The 21,309-nt window shown below is 73.5% G+C and carries 16 protein-coding genes; 4 read left to right on the top strand and 12 right to left on the bottom strand.

What is annotated here, in order from left to right:
• The first annotated feature begins 10 nt into the window (after positions 1-10).
• Positions 11-1,048, top strand: coding sequence for a zinc-dependent alcohol dehydrogenase family protein (locus D7294_RS13255; RefSeq protein WP_120679081.1), 1,038 nt, complete (start codon positions 11-13; stop codon positions 1,046-1,048).
• A 101-nt stretch (positions 1,049-1,149) separates the two neighbouring features.
• Here D7294_RS13255 and D7294_RS13250 read toward each other — a convergent pair whose 3' ends face one another.
• Positions 1,150-1,791, bottom strand: coding sequence for a nucleoside/nucleotide kinase family protein (locus D7294_RS13250; protein ID WP_120679079.1), 642 nt, complete (start codon positions 1,789-1,791; stop codon positions 1,150-1,152).
• Positions 1,792-1,929: 138 nt separating this feature from the next.
• Here D7294_RS13250 and D7294_RS13245 point away from each other — a divergent pair, with 138 nt between their 5' ends.
• Positions 1,930-3,174, top strand: coding sequence for an FUSC family protein (locus D7294_RS13245; protein ID WP_422070688.1), 1,245 nt, complete (start codon positions 1,930-1,932; stop codon positions 3,172-3,174).
• A gap of 74 nt (positions 3,175-3,248) precedes the next feature.
• On the opposite strand, the gene D7294_RS13240 is transcribed toward D7294_RS13245, so the two are convergent.
• The 6 genes from D7294_RS13240 to polA form a co-directional block, all read right to left on the bottom strand.
• Positions 3,249-3,833 (bottom strand): hypothetical protein, encoded by a 585-nt coding sequence (locus D7294_RS13240; protein ID WP_147450826.1) that lies wholly within the window; start codon positions 3,831-3,833, stop codon positions 3,249-3,251.
• Between the two features lie 127 nt (positions 3,834-3,960).
• Positions 3,961-4,569 (bottom strand): dephospho-CoA kinase, encoded by a 609-nt coding sequence (coaE, locus tag D7294_RS13235; RefSeq protein WP_120679073.1) that lies wholly within the window; start codon positions 4,567-4,569, stop codon positions 3,961-3,963.
• Between the two features lie 28 nt (positions 4,570-4,597).
• The gene (locus D7294_RS13230) at positions 4,598-5,548 is read right to left on the bottom strand and encodes a PAC2 family protein (RefSeq protein ID WP_120679071.1); all 951 of its coding nucleotides are present in this window, start codon (positions 5,546-5,548) and stop codon (positions 4,598-4,600) included.
• Between the two features lie 255 nt (positions 5,549-5,803).
• Positions 5,804-7,303, bottom strand: a complete 1,500-nt coding sequence (gene rpsA, locus D7294_RS13225) for a 30S ribosomal protein S1 (protein ID WP_120679069.1) — start codon at positions 7,301-7,303, stop codon at positions 5,804-5,806.
• Positions 7,304-7,835: 532 nt separating this feature from the next.
• Positions 7,836-9,347, bottom strand: a complete 1,512-nt coding sequence (locus tag D7294_RS13220; protein WP_241562326.1) for a lytic transglycosylase domain-containing protein — start codon at positions 9,345-9,347, stop codon at positions 7,836-7,838.
• Between the two features lie 607 nt (positions 9,348-9,954).
• The gene (polA, locus tag D7294_RS13215; protein WP_120679353.1) at positions 9,955-12,681 is read right to left on the bottom strand and encodes a DNA polymerase I; all 2,727 of its coding nucleotides are present in this window, start codon (positions 12,679-12,681) and stop codon (positions 9,955-9,957) included.
• 277 nt (positions 12,682-12,958) lie between these two features.
• Between polA and D7294_RS13210 the strand changes: the two genes are divergently transcribed.
• Positions 12,959-15,265: an FdhF/YdeP family oxidoreductase gene (locus D7294_RS13210; protein ID WP_120679067.1), complete on the top strand. Its 2,307-nt coding sequence runs from the start codon at positions 12,959-12,961 to the stop codon at positions 15,263-15,265.
• 162 nt (positions 15,266-15,427) lie between these two features.
• Positions 15,428-15,913, top strand: a complete 486-nt coding sequence (locus D7294_RS32625; protein ID WP_241562325.1) for a PaaI family thioesterase — start codon at positions 15,428-15,430, stop codon at positions 15,911-15,913.
• A 39-nt stretch (positions 15,914-15,952) separates the two neighbouring features.
• Here the strand turns inward: D7294_RS32625 and D7294_RS13200 are convergent, their stop codons facing one another.
• The 5 genes from D7294_RS13200 to D7294_RS13180 all read right to left on the bottom strand — a co-directional run bounded on the left by D7294_RS13200 (position 15,953) and on the right by D7294_RS13180 (position 21,274).
• Positions 15,953-16,702 carry an ABC transporter ATP-binding protein gene (locus D7294_RS13200; protein WP_206619503.1) on the bottom strand — a complete coding sequence of 250 codons (750 nt, stop codon included), beginning with the start codon at positions 16,700-16,702 and terminating at the stop codon, positions 15,953-15,955.
• 23 nt (positions 16,703-16,725) lie between these two features.
• Entirely contained in the window at positions 16,726-17,676 is a 951-nt protein-coding gene (locus tag D7294_RS13195) for an ABC transporter ATP-binding protein (protein WP_120679063.1), read from the bottom strand.
• A complete protein-coding gene (locus D7294_RS13190; protein WP_120679061.1) occupies positions 17,673-19,043 on the bottom strand; it encodes a branched-chain amino acid ABC transporter permease in 1,371 nt (456 codons plus the stop codon). Before D7294_RS13190 ends, D7294_RS13195 begins: the two co-directional genes overlap by 4 nt.
• Entirely contained in the window at positions 19,040-19,963 is a 924-nt protein-coding gene (locus D7294_RS13185) for a branched-chain amino acid ABC transporter permease (protein WP_120679059.1), read from the bottom strand. Before D7294_RS13185 ends, D7294_RS13190 begins: the two co-directional genes overlap by 4 nt.
• A gap of 90 nt (positions 19,964-20,053) precedes the next feature.
• Complete coding sequence (locus tag D7294_RS13180) at positions 20,054-21,274, bottom strand: branched-chain amino acid ABC transporter substrate-binding protein (protein ID WP_120679057.1); 1,221 nt, start codon at positions 21,272-21,274, stop codon at positions 20,054-20,056.
• Between the last annotated feature and the right edge of the window lie 35 nt (positions 21,275-21,309).

Raw genomic sequence — 21,309 nt, 5'->3', positions numbered from 1 at the left:
GCGTGGGGGCATGGAGGCGGAGGAGATTCCGACGACCATGCGCGCGTGGGTGGTGCGCACCCCGGGGCGGCTCGACTCGGTGCGGCTGCCCGTGCCCCGCCCCGGGCCCGGCGAACTGCTGGTCCGGGTGCGCACCTGCGGCGTCTGCCGCACCGACCTGCACGTGCGTGACGGGGACCTGCCGCCGCACCGGACGCCCGTGGTCCCCGGCCACGAGGTGGTGGGGCAGGTGGTGGCGGCCGGCCCGGCGGCGCCCGCGGCGGCCGGGCACCCGGTGGGCTCGCGCGTGGGCATCCCGTGGCTGCGGCACACCTGCGGCCGGTGCCGGTACTGCCTGCGGGGCCGGGAAAACCTGTGCCCCTCCTCCCGGTACACCGGCTGGGACCACGACGGGGGCTACGCGGAGTACGTCACCGTCCCCGCCGCCTACGCCTATGCGCTGCCCGCGGGGTACACCGACGAGGAGGTGGCGCCCCTGCTGTGCGCGGGCATCATCGGCTACCGGGCCCTGCGCCGGGCCGAACTCCCACGGGGCGGCACCCTCGGCATCTACGGTTTCGGCGGCTCCGCGCACCTGACGGCCCAGGTGGCGGTGGCGCAGGGCGCGCGGGTGCACGTGGTGACCCGGTCCCCCGCGGCCAGGGCGCTGGCCCTCGAACTGGGCGCGGCCTGGGCGGGCGGCACCGACGAGCGGCCGCCCGAGCCGCTGGACGCGGCGATCCTCTTCGCCCCGGCGGGCGACCTGGTGCCGGTGGCGCTCGCGGCCCTGGACGGCGGGGGGACGCTGAGCGTGGCGGGCATCCACCTGTCCGCCATTCCGCCGCTCGACTACGCACGCCACCTGTTCCGGGAGCGCAGCCTGCGCAGCGTCACGGCCAACACCCGGGAGGACGGGCGGGAGTTCCTGGCCGCCGCGGCGGCCCACGGGATTCGCACCACGGTGAGCCCCTACCCCTTCGAGGAGGCGGACCGGGCGCTCGACGACCTGGCCGCCGGCCGGGTCAGCGGGGCCGCGGTGCTGCGCCTGCCGGGCGCCGCCACGGGCTGAGCCCGGGCCCTCCGCCCCCGGCGCCGCCGGGAGCACGGACGGTCCGCGGGCCGGCGGCTCCCCCGCGGGAGCGAGGCGGCCCGCGGGGCTCGGGGCGGGGGTCAGCCGGGCAGGCCGCCCCAGGCCGGCCGCCGCGGGTCGTCGGCCCGCACCACCACGTCGGCCGAGGCCACCGGGTCCACCTCGGCCTCGTACCGCGCGAAGGCGGGCAGCGTCCAGCGCGACTCCGGCGGCATGCGCCGGGCGAGCGCGCCGGGCGACAGGCGGATGTGCACTGCAAGATCGGCCGGGAACCACCGCCCGAGCAGCAGGCTCCCGTGCAGCAACAGGACCCCGCCCGGCGGCAGTTCGACGTAGGGGCTGCGGGTGGCGCGGTCCCGTTCCGGGTCCCACAGGTCGGGCAGCACCCGCCCGTTGCCGCCGGGTTCGAGGGGAGTGAACACCTCCCGCCACAGCGCCCCGGTGTCGAGCCACAGGTCGGAATACGCGTCCGGGTCGTGCCGCCCCTGCTCGAAGCGCAGGGAGGCGGCGCGCCAGAAGCCCTCCGCGCCCACCGTGAGGGCGGCGCGCCCGCGCACGCGCAGCGCCTCGCGCACCGCCTCCGCCAGTTCACCGGGCCCGGCCGGGGGCGCCCCGTCGAGGAGGACCCGCGTCCAGGGCCCGCCGTCGGCCGTGGGCAGCCCGGCGATGTGGTCGGCGAGCGCGCCGGCCAGCCTCTCCCAGGTGATCGCCTCCACGCGCATGGGGCCCATCATCCCCGGCGGACCCGGCCGCCGCGGCGGCCGGGTCCGCCGGCCGGTGGCCCTGCCGCGTTCCTGGATCGCGGGTGAAATGCCATGTTTCATCCTGATGAGAGCGAACGGGACGGAAGGGGTCCGGGCGTGCCGGAGAAGTCCGAACATCACATCATCGATATCGCCAAGCGCGGCAACGAACGGGTCGTGGCCCAGACGCTCCGCTCCTCCGCCGCCGCGACCATCGCCTACGCCGTCGCCACCTGGCTCACCCCCGTCGCCGCGCCGCTGCTCGCCCCGCTGACCGCGCTCCTCGTCGTCCAGGTCACCCTGTACGCCACCCTCACCACCGGCATCCGCCGCGTGAACGCCGTGGTCGTCGGGGTGCTCGTGGCCACCGGCTTCAGCAGCCTCGTCGGCCTCAGCTGGTGGAGCCTCGGCCTGCTCATCCTCGTCGCCCTGACCGTCGGGCACCTCGCGAAGGTCAGCGAGTTCGTCCCCGAGGTGGCCATCAGCGCGATGCTGGTGCTCGGCGTCGCCGGACACACCGCGACCGCCCTGGACCGGGTGGAGGAGACGGTGATCGGCGCGGTCGTCGGGCTGCTCTTCAACCTCGTCATCATTCCGCCGATCTGGGTGCGTTCCGCCGGCGAGGACATCGAGCAGCAGGCCCGCCGGATGCGCGAGCTCCTGATGCGCCTGAGCGAGGAGGCCGACCAGGGGCGCACCCCGGTCGCCACCGTCGCCGAGAACGTGGAGGAGGCGCGGCGCCTGGACCAGGCCATCGCGCACGTGGACGAGTCCCTGATCCAGGCGGAGGAGAGCCTGCGCCTGAACCCCCGGGTCAAGGAGCCGCTGCTCACCCGCATCGTGCTGCGCACCGGCCTGGACACCCTGGAGGTCTGCGCCGTCATCCTCCGGACGATCTCCCGCACCCTCACCGACCTGGCCGCGCGCCGCACCGACGAGCCCCTCTTCCCGGCGGACGTGGCCCCCGCCCTCCGCGAGTTGCTCAGCAACCTGGCCGGGGCGGTGGACAGCTTCGCCGTCCTGATCACCAGTCAGGTGAGCACCGACGCCGACGAGGCAGAACGCTTCCTGGAGGTCGAGCTGGACGCGGCCAGGCTGTCCCGCGAGCACGTGGCGCAGCTCCTGCTCGCCCGGGTCAAGGAACACCCCAGGCAGTGGCAGCTGCACGGCTCGCTCCTCGCCGACGTCGACCGGCTGCTCGACGAACTGGACACCGAGAAGCGCTCGATGCACCTGGCCGAGGAACTCGACCGCGCCTCGCAGGAGACCCGCGCCCGCCACCCGCGGCTGCGGCGGCTGGCCGCGCGATTCCGCCGGCGCTTCCCGCGGCTGCGCCGGCTCGTCACCAAGATCCAGAGCTGAGGGGCCGTTTCCCGGCGGCCCACGGGCCCGTTTGTGGCGCCGGGCCCGGTGCGGCGGTCGGCCCGGTGCGGCAGCTAGGAGCCGAAGGTGATGTCGCCGGTGATGTCCCCGGCCTGGATCAGCCCCCCTTCGATCCGGGCGTTCCCCGAGACCGTGTTGTGCACCGTGACGGAGCCGGCGCGCCCGGCCGCGCCGAGCGCCGCACGATGCGCCTCGCCCCACCGGATCAGCTCCGCCGCGAACCCGGCGTCCCCGCGCGCCCGTTCGGCCAGCAGGGCGGCGAAGGCCCGCACCGCCCGCTCGTCCTGGGGCGCCACGGGAGCGAGGGGGGTGGCGGGGGGTTCGGGGCCGGCGCTCGCCGGGGCCGCGGGCTCCCCCGCGGCGGCCCCGGCCGTCTCCCCGGACCCGAAGGACCCGAAGGCCCCCGCCGTCCCGGCGGCCGGGCCCGGCGCGCCGGGCCCGGCGCCTTCGCCCACCCCGGCCGCCTCGTTCGTCCCGGGCCCGCCGTGCGACCCGGCCTCTTCGTTCGTCCCGGCCTCCGCCCGGCCCAGCAGCCTGCGGGACAGCGCCACCAGGGAGTCCCAGGCGCGCCGCCCGGCCTCCGTGGCGGCGCTGCCCGCGGCGACCGAGACCAGGGCGAGCGCGGCGTCCACATCCATGGCAGCACGGTAGGGGCAGCGGCGCTCGCCCGGCCAGCGGCGGGGACGCGTTCCGGCCTCCACGGCGGCGGACGCCGGTCCCCCGCCCGTGGGGCCGCCCTCGGGCGCACGCCGGAGCGCGCCGGGCTCAGCCGCGTCGCTCCCGCTCCCGCTCGCGGAGCGTCTGCCACAACTCCTCGACCTGCTCTTCCAGTTCGCCGACCGTGCCGTCGTTGCGCAGCACATAGTCGGCGATCTTCAGCCGCTCCTCCCGGCTCGCCTGCGCGGCCATCCGCGCCCTGGCGTCGGCCTCGTCGAGGCCGCGCCGCCGCGTCAGCCGGGCCAGCCGCGTCTCGGCCGAGGCGTCGACGACCACCACCAGGTCGTAGCGGTGCTGGAGTTGATGCTCGGCGATCAGCGGCACGTCGTGCACCACCACCGCCTCGGGCGGGGCGGCGGCCTGGAGGGCGGCGGAGCGCTCCGCGACCAGGGGATGGACGATCGCGTTGAGCGCGCGCAGCCGCTCCTCGTCGCCGAAGACGATCGCGCCGAGCCTGGCCCGGTCGAGGCTGCCGTCCGGCGCGAGGACCTCCTCGCCGAACTCCGAGACCACGGACGCCAGTCCCGGCGTGCCGGGGGCGACCACCTCGCGCGCCAGCGCGTCCGCGTCCACGATCACGGCGCCCCGCTTCGCGAGCAGCCGCCCGGCCTCGCTCTTGCCGGCGCCGATCCCGCCGGTCAGTCCCACAGTCAGCATGGCCGAAGGCTATCCGGGGTCCGCGCCGCTACTGCTCGCCCTCTCCGTCCTCGCGCTCGGCGAGGAACCGCTCGAAGACCTCGCCGAGTTCGTCCGCCGAGGGCAGTTCCACCGGCTCGGCCACCAGGCTGCCGCGCGTCGTCACCCCGGCGATCGCGTCGTACTGCTGCTCCAGGCCGCGGACCACCGCGACCAGCTCCGAGTCCCCCTCGGCCAGCTCGCGCTCGATCTCGTCCTGCGTCTTCAGCGCCCGGCTGCGCAGCGCGTGCGTGGCGTCGGGCAGCACGAGGCCGGTGGCCGCCGTGACGGCCTCGAGCACCACGAGCGCCGCGTCCGGGTAGCGGGACCTGGCGATGTAGTGCGGCACGTGCGCGGCGACCCCGAGCACGTCGTGCCCGGCCTCCGCGAGCCGCAGTTCGAGCAACGCCGCCGCGCTGCCCGGGACCTGGGCCTCGTCGAACACCCCGCGGTGCCCCGGCACCAGGTCCGCGCGGTTGCCGTGCGGGGTGAGCCCGACGGGCCTGGTGTGCGGCACGCCCATGGGGATGCCGTGGAAGGACACGGCCAGGCGCACCCGCAGCCGCTCCACCACCTGCCGGACGGCGGCGCAGAACCCCTCCCACTCGACGTCGGGCTCAGGCCCGGAGAGCACGAGGAAGGGCTGGTGCGTGGCGTCGTGGAGGAGCCGCAGTTCGATGGCGGGCGTCTCGTACCTGGTCCACCGGTCGCGCCGGAAGGTCATCACGGGCCGCCTGGCGCGGTAGTCGACCAGCCGGTCGTGGTCGAAGCGGGCCACCACCGTGGAGGGCCGGCCGTCCAGCAGCTCCTCCACCAGCTGGCCGCCGGTCTCGCCGGCGTCGATGAATCCCTCGAAGTGGTAGATCAGCACGGGACCCGCGCTGCCGGAACCGCCGGTCGCCTCGTCGACCGCGGCGAGTCCGCCGGGCTCCCACGCGTACAACTCCTGCGGATCGCGCACCGTCTCCGCACCCCTTCCGGTCCTCGGCGTACGCACAGGTCAACACACCGTACCGTGACGGCATTCCTTCCGCCCGCGGCCCAATTCCCTTACCCGCCACGGTCGGCCATCCGGCGGCAGAAAGACCTCGGTCCCCGGGATCCGAAGGGGATCCCGGGGACCGAGGTCACGATCGCGGCGCCCTGGCCGACGGCCCGCCGGGGCGGGCGCCGACCTGCGCCTGGCGGGCGGGCCGCTCGGGCCCGCCCCGGAGCCTCAGCTCTGGCCGCCGGCCAGCTTCTCGCGGAGCGCGGCAAGCGCCTCGTCGGAGGCCAGCGCGCCGGAGTCGTCCGGCTGCGGCGAGGAGTACGAGCCGCCGGAGCCGCCGGACTGACCCTGGCCGCCGCCGCCCGCCGCCTCGGCCTCGGCCTGGGCGTCCGCCTCGCGCGACTTGATGACCTGCGCCTGGTGCTGCTCGAAGCGCTGCTGCGCCTCGGCGTACTGGCGCTCCCACTCCTCGCGCTGCTTCTCGTACCCGGGCAGCCAGTCGTTCGCCTCCGGGTCGAAGCCCTCGGGGTAGATGTAGTTGCCCTGGTCGTCGTAGGAGGCGGCCATGCCGTACAGGGTCGGGTCGAACTCCACCGCGAGCGGGTCGGGGCCGAAGTTCTCGTTCGCCTGCTTGAGGGAGAGGCTGATCCGGCGGCGCTCCAGGTCGATGTCGATGACCTTGACGAAGATCTCGTCGTTGACCTGGACGACCTGCTCCGGGATCTCCACGTGGCGCTCGGCCAGCTCGGAGATGTGGACCAGGCCCTCGATGCCCTCGTCCACCCGGACGAACGCGCCGAACGGCACCAGCTTGGTGACCTTGCCCGGGACGACCTGCCCGATCTGGTGCGTCCTGGCGAACTGCTGCCACGGGTCTTCCTGGGTCGCCTTCAGCGACAGCGAGACGCGCTCGCGGTCCATGTCGACGTCCAGCACCTCGACCGTGACCTCCTGGCCGACCTCGACGACCTCGGAGGGGTGGTCGATGTGCTTCCAGGACAGCTCGGACACGTGGACCAGGCCGTCGACGCCGCCGAGGTCGACGAAGGCGCCGAAGTTGACGATCGAGGAGACGACGCCGGAGCGCACCTGGCCCTTCTGCAGGGTGGTGAGGAAGGTCTGGCGGACCTCGCTCTGGGTCTGCTCCAGCCAGGCGCGGCGGGAGAGAACCACGTTGTTGCGGTTCTTGTCGAGCTCGATGATCTTGGCCTCGAGCTCCTTGCCGACGTACGGCTGGAGGTCGCGGACCCGGCGCATCTCGACCAGGGAGGCCGGCAGGAAGCCGCGCAGCCCGATGTCGAGGATCAGGCCGCCCTTGACGACCTCGATCACGGTGCCGGTGACGATGCCGTCCTCGTCCTTGATCTTCTCGATGGTCCCCCAGGCGCGCTCGTACTGGGCGCGCTTCTTGGAGAGGATGAGGCGGCCTTCCTTGTCCTCCTTCTGGAGGACGAGCGCCTCGATCTCGTCGCCGACGGCGACGACCTCGTTGGGGTCGACGTCGTGCTTGATCGACAGCTCACGCGAGGGGATGACGCCCTCGGTCTTGTAACCGATGTCGAGCAGGACCTCGTCCCGGTCGACCTTCACGATGACGCCGTCGACGATGTCGCCGTCGTTGAAGTACTTGATCGTCTCGTCGATCGCGGCGAGGAAGGCTTCCTCGGAACCGATGTCGTTGACCGCAACCTGCGGGGTGGTCACGGTGGGCTCGGTGCTGCTCGTCATGTGGTAAAGGGCTCCGGTACGGACATGTTCGTCGGCACTGCTACGCCGAAGGCCCGTATCGCACTGCCGACGCCGGACAGCCTGAGAAGCGCCAACCGAGACCTGAAACCGGAAGCGCCCCGAAACCGAGGGACATACAACAGGTGCGAGCGCGACCTGCTCCGTCCGAGGCGCGCAAGCCCGCAGCGCGCCTTATAGCATACGGGGGCTTCGGAGCAGGGTCAATGCGCGGTTCGCCCCACGAGGGGCGCTATCGGGCCAAAAGCGGCGCTTCCCGGCGCCACGCGAGTGACACGCGCCCCGCGCGCGCCTCCGGCGACACGCCAAGCCGGGAGGTGCGGGGACGGTCACCGGCGCTCGCGCCCTGCCGGGGCGGGGCGGCCCGGTGGGCCGTGGTGGCCGAGCCTAGTGGCTCGGCCCGGCCGGCGGAATCGCGGGGTGGCCCCCGGGGCTCACCCCGGGTGGCGGCACCCTGCCCGACCGTGGCGCGCCGGGCGTGGCCGCCCGGCGCGCGATCGGGTGCGGCGGGCCCTCAGACGGCGCGGCGGTCGACCAGGGCCACCGTGGTGGCGGTGGCGGGCTGCTCCTGCCCGCCGGAGCCGCTGTCGCTCTCGGTCTCCTCGCCGCCGGAGCCCTCCTCGCCCTCGTCCGGGTCCTCGCCGGCGCCCTGGCAGTCCTCGTCCGGGTCCTCCGGGTCCTCCGGGTCGCCGGGGTCCGTGGTGTCCTCGCCGTCCGACGGGTCCTCGCCCGTGCCCTCGGCGTCGCCGGCGCCCTCGGGGTCCTCCCCCTCGGCCGGGTCCCCGGTCTCCTCGCCGGTGCCGGGGTCGGTGCCGTCGCCCGGGTCCGCCGGGTCGGTGGGCTCGCCGCACTCGGGGGAGCCGCTGTCCGAGGGGTCGCCCGGGTCGCTGCCGTCCGGGTCGGCGGGGTCGGCGGGGTCCTTGGGGTTGTCGGGGTCCGAAGGATCCGAGGGGTCCGAGGGGTCGGACGGATCCGAAGGGTCGGCCGGGTCGGAGGGGTCAGAGGGATCAGAAGGGTCAGAAGGGTCTGACGGGTCCGAGGGATCCCCCGGGTCGGCGGGGTCCGCGGGGTCCTCGGAGGGGTCGGGGTCGAGGGAGCCGTCGGCGGTGGCCGGCGGGCGGGTGGTGTCCCGGCCGCCGGAGGGGTGCTCGTCGTTGCCGGTGCGGTCCCCGCCCGAGGGATTGCCGGGGCCGGGGCTGGTGGGGAGCTCGCCCTCGCCGTCGGGGACCTCGTGGGTGCCCCGGTGGTAGAAGTCCAGCCAGGAGCGGACCGTGTGGACGTAGTCCCAGGAGTGGTTGTAGCTCAGCAGGGCGCGGTCGAGGTCGGCGGCGACGGAGAGGTCGCGGTCCGAGGCGCAGAGGTACTCGCCGGCGGCGAGCGCCGCGTCGTACACGTTGTTGGGGTCGGCGACGCCGTCGCCGTTTCCGTCGGCGCCCCAGCGGTCCCAGGTCGAGGGGATGAACTGCATGGGCCCGACCGCGCGGTCGTAGAGGGAGTCGGAGTCCCACCGGCCGCCGTCGGTGTCGGATATCGCGGCGAAGCCGTTGCCGTTGAGGACCGGGCCGAGGATGGGGCTGGTGGTGGTGCCGTCGGGGGTGACGTCGCCGCCCCTGGCGTGGCCCGACTCGACCTTGCCGATGGCGGCCAGGACCTCCCACTCCAGGTTGCAGCCGGGGATGCTGCCCGCGAGGCTCGCCTCGGCCTGACGGTAGGCGTCGAGCACGGTCGCGGGTATGCCGGAGGCGGCGTCTCCCACCTGGATGTCCCCGGCGCCCTCGCCCCCTTCGTGCCGGCCGGGCTCGCGGGTGTCCAGCGGGGGGAGATCGGTGTGGTAAGGGAGGTCGTACTCGGGCTGCTCGCCGTCGGCGGCGGAATCGGGTGCGGTGGCCTCGTCCTGCGCCTCCGGCTGGTCGGTGTGGTCGGTGAGCACCTCGGTGGCCTGCGAGGCGGTCAGGGCGGCCATCGCGGCTGCGGCTACGGCCGAACCCGAAACACCCTTGCGGAACCTGCCGATACGCAAACTCACGCGCATCCCCCTTTGCCTGCGGGTCGTTCAGCGACCGGGACGACAGTACGACACCTGCCGCCTCCCGGACCAGGTACCTACCGCCGTCGCGCGCATGGCAGTTGGGGAAGCTCCACGGCGCCGCCCGCGGCCCGTGTCCGCGGCGGCGGCGGTCCCGGCCGCCGCGCTCCGGCCCGCGGCGGGCGCCCCCGGGCGGCCGATTCGGGCAGGCCAGGGGCCACGGCCACGCCCGGCCCTGCGCCGGAACGCGCCCCGGGGGCGGCGGCCCGGGGGGCCGCGGCGCGCGCGCCGGAGGCGGCGGCGGCGTGGGAAGCCGCGGGCGAGCTGGGCGATTTCCCCGAATCGCCCACCGGAAACTCACAGAACATCCCCGGCCCTCACGGCGGCCTGGCACGCGCCGTGGGGCCCGCCCCGGGGCGCGGCGGGCGGCCGATGCGCCGGGCCCGGGCGCCTCCCGGGCGCCGGGGCACGCCGTCCGGCCGGGCGGGCCCGGCGGGGGGCCGCCCCGGACGGGATGCCGGGCAACGCCGGGCAGCGCCGGGCCGGTGCCGGGGAGGCCGAGCCGGGCCGGATGCCGGGCCGGCCGGTGCCGGTGGGGGCGGCGTCGTCAGTGCGCCGCCGACTCCCAGGTGTCGCCGTGGCCGACGGAGACGTCGAGCGGGGCCCGCAGGGTCACCGCCCCGGACATCTCGCGCCGCACCAGCTCCTCGACCGGCTCCCGCTCGCCAGGGGCGACTTCGAGCACGATCTCGTCGTGCACCTGGAGCAGCATCCGGGAGCGCAGCCCCTCGCGGGCGAGCGCCTCGGCCACCCGGAGCATGGCGATCTTGACGATGTCGGCCGCGGTGCCCTGGATCGGGGCGTTGAGCGCCATGCGCTCGGCCATCTCGCGCCGCTGCCGGTTGGAGCTGGTCAGGTCGGGCAGGTAGCGGCGGCGGCCGAGCATGGTCTGGGTGTAGCCCACGGCCCTGGCCTCCTCCACGACGTGGTGCAGGTAGTCCCGCACCCCGCCGAAGCGCTCGAAGTAGGTGTCCATCAGCCCGCGGGCCTCGTCGGGCGAGATGCTCAGCTGCTGGGACAGGCCGAAGGCGGAGAGGCCGTAGGCCAGGCCGTAGCTCATGGCCTTGATCCGGCGCCGCATCTCCGCGTCCACCTGCTCCTTGCCCACCGAGAAGACCTGGGAGGCGACGGTGGTGTGCAGGTCCTCGCCGGTGGTGAACGCCTCGATCAGGCCCGCGTCCTGGGACAGGTGGGCCATCACCCGCAGCTCGATCTGGCTGTAGTCGGCGGTCAGCAGGGACTCGAAGCCCTCCCCCACCACGAAGCCGCGCCTGATGGCCCGGCCCTCGTCGGTGCGGACCGGGATGTTCTGCAGGTTGGGATCGGTGGAGGACAGGCGTCCCGTGGCCGCCACGGTCTGCTGGAAGGTCGTGTGGATGCGGCCGTCCGAGGCGATGGTCTTGATCAGGCCCTCGACCGTGGTGCGCAGCCTGGCCTGCTCCCGGTGGCGCAGCATGATCACCGGCAGCTCGTGCTCGGTCTGGGTGGCGAGCCAGGTCAGCGCGTCCGCGTCGGTGGTGTACCCGGTCTTCGTCTTCTTCGTCTTCGGGAGGCCGAGCTCGCCGAAGAGCACCTCCTGGAGCTGCTTGGGCGAGCCGAGGTTGAACTCGTGCCCCACGGAGGCGTGGGCCTCGGTGACGGCCTGCTGCACGGCGGCGGCGAACTGCTGCTCCAGGCGCTCCAGCCAGGCGCGGTCGGCCGCGATGCCCGCCCGCTCCATGTCGGCGAGCAGCGCGGAGGTGGGCAGCTCCAGGTCCGTCAGCAGGTGGTCGGCGCCGACCTCGCCGAGCCTGCCGCGGAACGCCTCGCCGAGGTCGAGGATGGTGCGGGCCTGGCGCATCAGCGCCTCGGCCTCCGCGGAGTCGTCCGTCCCGAAGGCGAGTTGACCGCCGGCGTCGGCGGGCTGGGCCAGCTCCCTGGCCAGGAACTCGACGCTCAGCGCGTCCAGGGCGAAGGAGCGGCGCCCCGGCTGCACCAGGTAGGCCGCCAGGGCGGTGTCCATGGTGATCCCGGCCACGTCCCAGCCGTGCTCGGCGAAGACCCGCCGCACGCCCTTGGCGTTGTGCAGGACCTTGGGCCTGGCGGCGTCCGCGGACCAGGCGGCGAACGCCCGCTCGTCCTCCTCGCCGATCCCCGAGGGGTCGAACCAGGCGGCCGGGCCCTCGGCGGCGGCTAGGGCCACGGCGTGCACCGTGCCGGCGCCCAGCTTCCAGTCGTCCAGGGTGGCAAGGCCGAGCGGGCCCGTCCCGTGCTCGGCCAGCCAGCCGGCCAGGCCGCCGCCGGTGAGGATCTCGCCGCTGATCTCCACCTCGGCCGCGGCGGCCGGCTGCTCGCCCGCCGCGCCGGGGTCGACGGCGAACAGGCGCTCGCGCAGGCTCGGGTTGCGGAACTCGAGGGCGTCGAGCAGGACGGTGAGCGCGGCCAGGTCGTAGGGCTCGCGGGCGAGGTCGGCGGGGCCACAGCCCAGGTCGATGTCGCGGACCAGCTCGGTCAGCACGCGGTTGAGCCGGACGGACTCCAGGTGCTCGCGGAGATTCTGCCCGGCCTTGCCCTTGACCTCGTCGGCGCGGGCCGCCAGGTCGTCGAGGGAGCCGAACTGGTTGATCCACTTGGCGGCCGTCTTCTCGCCGACGCCGGGGATGCCGGGGAGGTTGTCCGAGGGGTCGCCGCGCAGGGCGGCGAAGTCCGGGTAGCGGGCGGGGGGCAGGCCGTACTTCTCCAGCACCTTCTCGGGGGTGAAGCGCGTCAGCTCCGAGACGCCCTTCGTCGGGTAGAGCACGGTGACCCGGTCGCCGACCAGCTGGAAGGCGTCCCGGTCGCCGGTGACGATGGAGACCTGGAAGCCCTCGTCCGCGGCCCGGGTGGCGAGCGTGGCGATCACGTCGTCCGCCTCGTACCCCTCGACCGCGAAGCGGGGCACGCGCATGGCGTCCAGGAGCTCGCCGATCAGCTCGACCTGGCCCTTGAACTCGTCGGGCGTCGCGGACCTGGTGGCCTTGTACTCCGCGTAGCGCTCCGAGCGCCAGGTCTTCCGCGAGACGTCGAAGGCGACCGCCAGGTGCGTGGGCTCCTCGTCGCGCAGCGTGTTCGCCAGCATGGAGGTGAAGCCGTAGATCGCGTTCGTCGGCTGGCCGACCGCGGTGGTGAAATTCTCCGCGGGCAGGGCGAAGAAGGCCCGGTAGGCGAGCGAGTGCCCGTCCAGCAGGAGCAGGCGCGGCGCGCTCGCCGCATCCGACGCGGTCGGGGACGCGGTCGCGGTCGGGGACGCGGTCATGGTCTGGGCCTCCAGCTGCTTGTCTGCCACGTCACCGATCCTGCCACGGACCACTGACACTCCCCCGCGCCCCCGTGGGACGATCGGGGCCGGGCCGGCTGCGCCCGGGCGCGCGCCGGGCCGGGGGCCGGGCGCCGCACGCAGCGCCTGCGCAATCCGCACGGGGGCGCGGGGCCTGGCACGCGCGCACGGGGGAAGGCGCCGGAAGGCATGGGAAGGTGGGGGGACCCGGGGAAGGTCCGGGCCCACAGGAAGCCGAGCAGCCAGGAGGGCCGCCATGTCAGCCAAGCCGCCCCAGGCCGACCCCGTCCAGGACGCCCCCAGGGTGGTCCCGCCGCGCGACTCGGCGGCCGGGCTGCCGGCCATCGGGCACGCACTGAGCACCGCCAGGCGCCAGATGGGCGTGCGGCGCACCGCGCTGACCCTCCTGCGGGTGAACCAGCAGGACGGGTTCGACTGCCCGGGCTGCGCCTGGCCGGAGCCGGGCAGGCCGCACACCGCGGAGTTCTGCGAGAACGGCGCGAAGGCGGTGGCGGAGGAGGCCACCCTGCGCCGGGTCACGCCCGCCTTCTTCGCCGCGCACCCCGTGTCCGAGCTGGCCGCCCGCTCCGGCTACTGGCTCGGCCAGCAGGGGCGGCTGACCCACCCCATGTACCTTCCCGAGGGCGCGGACCACTACGAGCCGGTGTCCTGGGAGCGGGCCTTCGACCTGATCGCGGAGGAGCTGACGGCGCTCGGCTCTCCCGACGAGGCCGTCTTCTACACCTCGGGGCGCACCGGCAACGAGGCGGCGTTCCTCTACCAGCTGTTCGCCCGGGAGTTCGGCACCAACAACCTGCCCGACTGCTCCAACCTGTGCCACGAGTCCTCGGGCCGGGCGCTGACCGAGACCCTCGGCGTCGGCAAGGGCAGCGTGCTGCTTGAGGACCTGCACCGCGCGGACCTGATCATCGTCGCCGGCCAGAACCCGGGCACGAACCACCCCAGGATGCTGACGGCCCTGGAGCGGGCCAAGGCCCGGGGCGCCCGGATCATCACCGTGAACCCGCTGCCCGAGGCCGGCCTGGCGCGTTTCCGCAACCCGCAGACGCCGCGCGGCCTCGCCGGCCGCGGCACCCGGCTGACGGACCTGTTCCTGCAGATCAGGCTGGGCGGCGACCAGGCGCTGTTCCGGCTGCTGAACAAGCTGCTGCTGGAGCGCGCCGAGGCCGATCCCGGCTGCGGCGCGATCGACGCGGAGTTCGTGCGGGAGCACACGCACGGCTTCGAGGAGTTCGCCGCGGCGGCCAGGGCCGCCGACTGGGCGCAGACCCTGCGCGCCACCGGCCTCGAACGGGCCGGGATCGAGCAGGCCCTCGACATGGTGCTGGCCTCGCGCAGCGTGATCGTCTGCTGGGCGATGGGCCTCACGCAGCACAAGCACGCGGTCCCCACCATCAGGGAGGTCGTCAACTTCCTGCTGCTGCGCGGCAACATCGGCCGCCCGGGGGCCGGGGTCTGCCCGGTGCGCGGGCACAGCAACGTGCAGGGCGACCGCACGATGGGCATCGTGGAACGGCCGCCCGCCGCGCTCCTGGACGCGCTGGAGCGCGAGTTCGGCTTCGCCCCGCCGCGCCGCCCCGGGCTCGACGTGGTGGACTCCATCCGGGCCCTGCGGGACGGGCGGGTCAAGGTGTTCTTCGCGATGGGCGGCAACTTCGTCGCGGCCTCCCCCGACACCGAGGTGACCGAGCGGGCGATGCGCCGGGCGCGGCTGACCGTACACGTCTCGACGAAGCTGAACCGCTCCCACTGCGTCACCGGTGCCAGGGCGCTGATCCTGCCCACGCTCGGCCGCACCGAGCGCGACGTGCAGGCCGCGGGCGAGCAGTTCGTCACCGTGGAGGACTCGATGGGCATGGTGCACGCCTCGCGTGGGCGGCTGAAGCCGGCCGGCGAGCTGCTGCTGTCCGAGCCCGCGATCGTCTGCCGCCTGGCCCGGCGGGTGCTCGGCGCGCGCTCCGCCACCCCCTGGGCGGCGTTCGAGGGGGACTACCGCCTGGTCAGGGCCAGGATCGCGCGGGTGATCCCGGGCTTCGAGGACTTCGAGGAGCGGGTGGCGCGGCCGGGCGGCTTCGCGCTGCCGCACGCCCCGCGCGACGCCCGCTCGTTCCCCACCGCGACCGGCAAGGCCAATTTCACGGCGGCGCCCGTGGAGTACCCGGCGCTGCCCGAGGGGCGGTTGCTGCTGCAGACGCTGCGCTCCCACGACCAGTACAACACCACGATCTACGGCCTCGACGACCGCTACCGCGGGATCAGCGGGGGGCGCCGGGTGGTGCTGGTCAACCCGGAGGACGCGCGGGAACTCGGCTTCGCCGACGGCTCCTACGCCGACCTGATCAGCGAGTGGCGGGACGGCAGCGAGCGGATCGCGCCCGGGTTCCGCGTCGTCCACTACCCCACCGCCCGCGGCTGCGCCGCCGCCTACTACCCGGAGACGAACGTTCTGGTGCCGCTGGACGCCACGGCGGACACCAGCAACACTCCCGCCGGCAAATCCCTGGTGATCCGTCTCACCCCCGCCGCCCCCTCCGCGGGGTGAGGGGGAGCTGGTAGAACGCTGCGCATGGTTGAACGATCTTCCGCCGAGCCGCCGGGGCCGGCCGTGCCACCCACGCCCCCGGCGCCCACGGCGCCCGCGGAACCCACGGACCCGGCGGCGCCGACCGCGCCCGGGGAGCCCCCTGCGCCCGCTGCGCCCACTGTGCCCACTGAGTTTTCCGCCCGCGTGATCGAGGAGTGGACCGCGGCCGGCACCGACCTGCCGGCGCTGTTCTCGGCCGGGCGGCTCGGGGAGCGGATGGGAATCGAGATCAGGAGCGCGAGCCCGGAGCAGGTGGTCGGCACGATGCCCGTGGCGGGGAACACCCAGCCCTACGGGCTGCTGCACGGCGGCGCCTCCGCGGTGCTCGCCGAGACCCTGGGCTCCATCGGGGCCATGCTGCACGCGGGCCCCAACAAGATCGCGGTGGGCGTGGACCTGAACTGCTCGCACCACAGGCCGGTGCGCTCCGGCCTGGTGACCGGGGTGGCGACCCCGGCGCACACGGGCCGCACCTCGGCGACGTACGAGGTGGTGCTCACCGACGAACGCGGCAAGCGGGTGTGCACGGCGCGGCTGACCTGCGCGCTGCGCCCCGCCGCCCAGCCCGGCCAGGCGGCGGGGCCCACGGCACCTCCCCAGCCGTGAACCGTCGTGGCGCCCGCGCCGGCGGGCGCCACGACGGCGTCACTCCACGGACTCGCCGAGATAGGCGGCCCTGATCCTCGGGTCGGCCAGCAACGCATCCGCGTCGTCCGACATCACCACGGAACCGGTCTCCAGGACGTAGCCGCGGTCGGCGAGCGCGAGCGCCCTGGAGGCGTTCTGCTCCACGAGCAGCAGCGTGGTGCCCTGGGCGTTGATCTCCTTCAGGATCTCGAAGATCTGCTGGACGATCAGCGGCGCGAGGCCCATCGAGGGCTCGTCGAGCAGCAGCAGCTCCGGCTTGCCCATCAGGGCCCTGCCGATGGCCAGCATCTGCTGCTCGCCGCCGGAGAGGGTGCCGCCGATCTGCTTGCGGCGCTCGGCGAGCACCGGGAACAGGGTGAACACCCGGTCCAGGTCGGCGGGGTCGGGGCGGCGCAGCCGGTAGGCCCCCATCCTGAGGTTCTCCAGCACCGTCATCCGCGGGAACACCCGCCGCCCCTCGGGGACGTGGCCGATGCCGAGCTGGACCAGCTCGTGCGACGTGATCCCGTCCACCCGCTCGCCGTGCAGCAGGACCTCGCCGGCGCGGGGGGCGAGCATGCCCGAGGCGGTCTTGAGCGTGGTCGACTTGCCGGCGCCGTTGGCCCCGAGCAGGGCGACCACCTCGCCCTCGCCGACGGTGAGGCTGACGCCTTTGAGCGCCTCGATGGCGCCGTAGAAGACGTGCAGGTCCCGCAGTTCGAGCAGGGCGGGCGGAGCCGCCGCGCCGGAAGGCTCCGCCGAGGGCAGCGGATCGCTCTCCACCTGTGTGCTCACGGACGCTCCTCCTCGCCGTTCTCTTCCCCGCCGGCCTGCTCGCCCGGCCGCTCGCCGGCCTGGTCCGCGTGCCCGACCAGTTCCTCCACGACCGCCGCGTCCTCACCCTCGGACGAGCCGAGGTACGCCTCGATCACCGCCGGGTCGCGCTGCACCTCGGACGGGCTCCCCTCGGCGATCTTCTGCCCGAAGTTGAGCACCACCACATGGTCGGCGACCGACATCACCAGGCGCATGTCGTGCTCGATCAGCAGGACGCTGACGTCGAGTTCGGTGTTGACCCGCCGGATCAGCTGCTCCAGGTCCTGCTTCTCGGTCGGGTTGGTGCCCGCGGCCGGCTCGTCCAGGAGCAGCAGTTCCGGCGAGGTGCCCAGCGCCCTGGCGATCTCCAGGCGGCGCTGCTCGCCGTAACTGAGCGCGGAGGCCAGCTCGTTGATCCGGTGTTCCAGGCCGACGAAGGACAGCACCTCGTGCGCCCTGCGGTCGCTCTCGCGCTCGTCGCGGCGCGCGTTGGGCAGCCCGAGCATGATGGAGATCGGGTCGGTGTGCTGCCGGGTCTCGACCGCGATCTTGACGTTCTCCAGCACGGTGAGCGCGCCGAAGAGGCGGATGTTCTGGAACGTCCTCGCCACCCCGAGCCGGCTGACCCGGTGCGGTTTGCGGCCGCGCAGCTCGTAGGCGCCCCCGGCCCTGGGCCGGAGGGTGATCGTGCCCTCCTGGGGAACGTAGGCGCCGGTGAGCGAGTTGAACAGCGAGGTCTTTCCCGCGCCGTTGGGCCCGATGACGGCGAGGACCTGCCCGCGCCGCACGGTGAGGCCGACGCCGTTGAGGCTCGTCAGCCCGCCGAAGCGCAGGGTGAGTCCCGAGGCTTCGAGCACGTTCCCGGTTTCCCCGGCCCGCCGGGCGTCCTCGGCCGTTGCCGCCGCCTGTCGCGTGTCGCTGGTCACGCCTGCCCACCTCCCGGCTGGGCACCCAGGGCGTCGGCGCCGCCGGTGCCGGTCTCGGCCATCTTCAGCTCGTGTTGCCTGCGCTTGGAGGGCCACAGGCCCTGCGGCCGGTAGATCATCATGATCACCAGGAGCCCGCCCAGGTACATGAAGCGGTCCTGGGGGTCGACCGTGTCGCGCAGCCGCTCGGGCAGCCACACCAGGATCGCGGTGCCCAGCAGGACGCCGGGGATGGAGCCCATGCCGCCGAACACCACGTAGGACAGGGCGAGCACCGACATCAGCACCACGAACTGCTCGGGGTTGATGAAGCCCTGCTTGCTCGCGTAGGCGACGCCCGCGATGCCCGAGGTGGAGGCGCCGATCGCGAAGGCGAGCAGCTTGAAGCGGACGGTGTTGACCCCGGTGGCCGCGGCGGCCACCTCGTCCTCCCTGATGGCGGTCCAGGCCCGGCCCACCCGGGAGTGCTCCAGGCGCAGGAACAGCGCCAGCACCACGACGACCAGGCCGAGTTGCAGCCAGTAGTAGGGCTGTGGGTCGAGTTCCCACTTGTAGGACCAGAAGCCGAGGTCGACCGAGAACCTGTCCAGGCCGGGGGCGCCGCGGGTGCCGCCGGTGAACTCGCTCCAGTTCTTGGCCAGCAGGTAGACGATCTCGTGGAAGCCGAGGGTGACGATGGCCAGGTAGTCGCCGCGCAGCCGCAGCGTGGGGGCGCCCAGCAGCACCCCGGCGATCAGGCAGGTGACCATGGCCAGCGGGATCGCCAGGAAGTTGTTGACCTCGAAGGGCGGGTCGACGGGCAGCCCGCCGGTCCAGTAGGCCGCGCTGTAGGCGCCGATGGCGAAGAAGGCGATGAAGCCGAGGTCGAGCATGCCGGCCCAGCCGATCACCACGTTGAGGCCGAGCGCCACCATGACGTACATGCCGACCTGGTCGACCATCACCTGCTGCCAGAAGGTGGAGACCATCAGCGGCAGCACGATGAGGAAGGCCAGCAGGAGGGCGAGGCCGCCCCAGCGGTAGAGGCGGTTGCCCCGCACCAGGTCGCCGACGCGCCGGGCGGGCCCGGTCACCTGGCGGCCGGCGAGGGAGGCGTAACGGCCCAGCGGCTCGCCGAGGAACTCGCGCACCAGCCAGATGCCGACGAAGATGGCCAGCCAGATCCACAGGCCGGTGCCGGTGAAGTTGTCCTGGAGGGCGGCGAAGAGGTCGCCGCGCACCCCCTGGGCGCCGGTGACCTGCGTCATCACGAGGGCGAGCACCACCATCGCGAACAGCCGCTGCCAGCGCGGCTGCTGGTACCACCGGCGCCGGCGAAGCCGGGCCGCCACGCTCATCGCGGGCCTGGCCGTGGTCGTGGCGCTCATGCCGTCCTCCCCACTCGCTCGCCGAGAATGCCTGTAGGACGGAACATCAGGACGAGGATCAGCACCGCGAACGCCCCGACGTACCGCCAGGCGTCGCCCCACAGCTCGACCGTGAAGGCCTCGACGACGCCGAGGGTCAGGCCGCCGAGCATGGCGCCGCGCACGTTGCCGATGCCGCCGAGCACCGCGGCGGCGAACGCCGTGATCCCGGGCAGGAAGCCCATGGTGTACTCGACCTGGAGGTTGGTGCCGAAGAGGAAGCCCGCGACGCCGCCCATGAGGCCGCCGAGCACGAAGGTGCGCGAGACGACGCGGTCGATGTTCACCCCCATCAGCGAGGCCACTTCCGGGTCCTGCGCCACGGCCCTGATGCCGGAGCCCAATTTGGTGCGGTTCACGACGAAGTCGACCAGGAGCAGCATCACCAGCGCGGTGACGACGATGATCAGCTGGGTCACGCTGACGCTGGTACCGAATATTTCGAACAGTTTGCGGTTCTCGTACATGGTGGGCATCGGCATCGGGTACCGGCCGAAGAGCTTGCCCGCCAGGTTGTACAGAAAGAACGAGGCGCCGATCGCCGTGATCAGGAAGACCAGACGCGGGGCGTTGCGGCGGCGGAGCGGGAGATATGCGGCCTTTTCAAGGCCGAAGGCGACAAGGCCGCCCAGAAGTGCGCCGGCGCAAATGCCGAGAATGACGTAGCCGAAGGACTGGAGGCCGGAGGGATCGGCGACCGGCTCGACGAGCGTGAGTGCGATAACGCCCCCGTAGCCGCCCGACATGAAGACCTCGCTGTGCGCGAAGTTCAGCAGCTGGAGGACGCCGTACACGAGCGTGTAACCAATGGCGATGACGGCGTAGAGCGAGCCGAGCACCACCCCCAGGACGAGTACGTCCCAGATATCCGAAACGGACATGGGCAAACTTCCTTGTGGGAACGGGCGGAGCAACGCGCCCGGCGGCGCGGGCACCGGGGTGGTCCCGCGCCGCCGTGGACTCGTCCTCCGTCAGCCGGCTGCCAGCTCGTCTACCGCACCCAGGTAGCCGATCTGGCCGCCGTCCACCTGGTACATGTAGATCTTCTGCTCCGCGAAGGCGCCTGATTCGTCGAACGAGAAGGTCTTGGTCAGGCCCTCGTACTCGGCTCCGGCCAGGGCCTGGTAGAGCGACTGCCGGTCCACGTTGCCCTGCAGGCCGTCGATCTGCTGGATGATCATGTTGGCCACGTCGTAGGACTCCGCGGAGTAGGTGCCCGGCGGGGTGTCGTAGGCCGCCTGGTAGCGCTCGGCGAAGGACTGGGTGGCCTCCTCCTGAGTGGCGTCGGTGCAGGGGCAGGTGAGGTACCAGCCCTCGGCGGCGTCGCCGGCCAGGTGGATCAGCTCCGCGTCGTTGGAGCCGTCGCCCGAGACCCCGATCCCGTCGTAGCCCGCCTCGTTCAGGCGGATCGCGAAGGGCGCGAGGGCCTCGTAGTAACCCGCGTAGATCAGCGCGTCCACGCCGGAGCTCACGACGTCGTGCGCGGCGCTCGAGTAGTCCACGGTGTCGGCGGGGACGCTGGCCGTCTCCACGTCGAGGCCGGCCTCCTCCAGGCCGTTCACCGCGACCTCGGCCAGGCCCTCGCCGTAGGGCGACTTGTCGTCGACGACCATGACGCTGCTCACGCCGTCCTGGCTCGCGAGCCACTCGGCCATGGCGGCGCCCTGCGCGTTGTCGTTCGGCACGGCCTGCAGGAAGGTGCCGAAGCCCTGGTCGGTCAGGGTCGGGTTGGTCGCGGACGAGGAGACGGAGGCGAGCCCGGCCTGACCGTAGAGCGGGGCGGCGACCTGGGTGGGACCGGAGAAGGCCGGGCCGATCACGGCGACCACGTCGGGGTCGTCGATGGCGCTCTGCGCGGCGGCCGTGGCCTGGGTCTCCGAGCCCTGGTCGTCGGCGGGGAAGTACTCCAGCTTGAAGTCGTAATCGCCCGATTCATTCGCCTCGTCGATGGCGAGCTGGATGCCGTTCGCCATATTCTCGCCCAACGCGACATTCTGTCCCGAAATCGGGCCCTGATAGGCGATCTTGTAAGTCTGGCCGTCCCCGCCGCCGCCTCCGTCGTCGTCACTACCGCAAGCGGAGAGCACCAGAGCGCTGGCCGCGATGGGTATCGCGAGCCTCACGATGGTCTTGTTGAGCACTTCGAAAACCCCCTGGAGCGAGCCAGACCTGTTGTCGCCGCACAACTCCATGCGCAGAGCGCACACCTACGCGGCGTGCAGCGGAA

Origin of the sequence: Streptomyces hoynatensis (assembly GCF_003626535.1) — a bacterium.
GTDB classification, from domain to species: Bacteria; Actinomycetota; Actinomycetes; order Streptomycetales; family Streptomycetaceae; genus Streptomyces; species Streptomyces hoynatensis.
This window is presented reverse-complemented; position numbering and strand designations above follow the sequence as displayed.

What these genes read in the sequence shown, in the direction of transcription:
- D7294_RS13185 (WP_120679059.1), bottom strand. Translation starts at nt 19,963, where the DNA reads ATGTCCGTTTCGGATATCTGGGACGTACTCGTCCTGGGGGTGGTGCTC.
- D7294_RS13240 (WP_147450826.1), bottom strand. Translation starts at nt 3,833, where the DNA reads ATGGATGTGGACGCCGCGCTCGCCCTGGTCTCGGTCGCCGCGGGCAGC.
- D7294_RS13210 (WP_120679067.1), top strand. Translation starts at nt 12,959, where the DNA reads ATGTCAGCCAAGCCGCCCCAGGCCGACCCCGTCCAGGACGCCCCCAGG.
- coaE (WP_120679073.1), bottom strand. Translation starts at nt 4,569, where the DNA reads ATGCTGACTGTGGGACTGACCGGCGGGATCGGCGCCGGCAAGAGCGAG.
- D7294_RS13250 (WP_120679079.1), bottom strand. Translation starts at nt 1,791, where the DNA reads ATGCGCGTGGAGGCGATCACCTGGGAGAGGCTGGCCGGCGCGCTCGCC.
- D7294_RS13190 (WP_120679061.1), bottom strand. Translation starts at nt 19,043, where the DNA reads ATGAGCGCCACGACCACGGCCAGGCCCGCGATGAGCGTGGCGGCCCGG.
- polA (WP_120679353.1), bottom strand. Translation starts at nt 12,681, where the DNA reads ATGACCGCGTCCCCGACCGCGACCGCGTCCCCGACCGCGTCGGATGCG.
- D7294_RS13255 (WP_120679081.1), top strand. Translation starts at nt 11, where the DNA reads ATGGAGGCGGAGGAGATTCCGACGACCATGCGCGCGTGGGTGGTGCGC.
- D7294_RS13180 (WP_120679057.1), bottom strand. Translation starts at nt 21,274, where the DNA reads ATGGAGTTGTGCGGCGACAACAGGTCTGGCTCGCTCCAGGGGGTTTTC.
- rpsA (WP_120679069.1), bottom strand. Translation starts at nt 7,303, where the DNA reads ATGACGAGCAGCACCGAGCCCACCGTGACCACCCCGCAGGTTGCGGTC.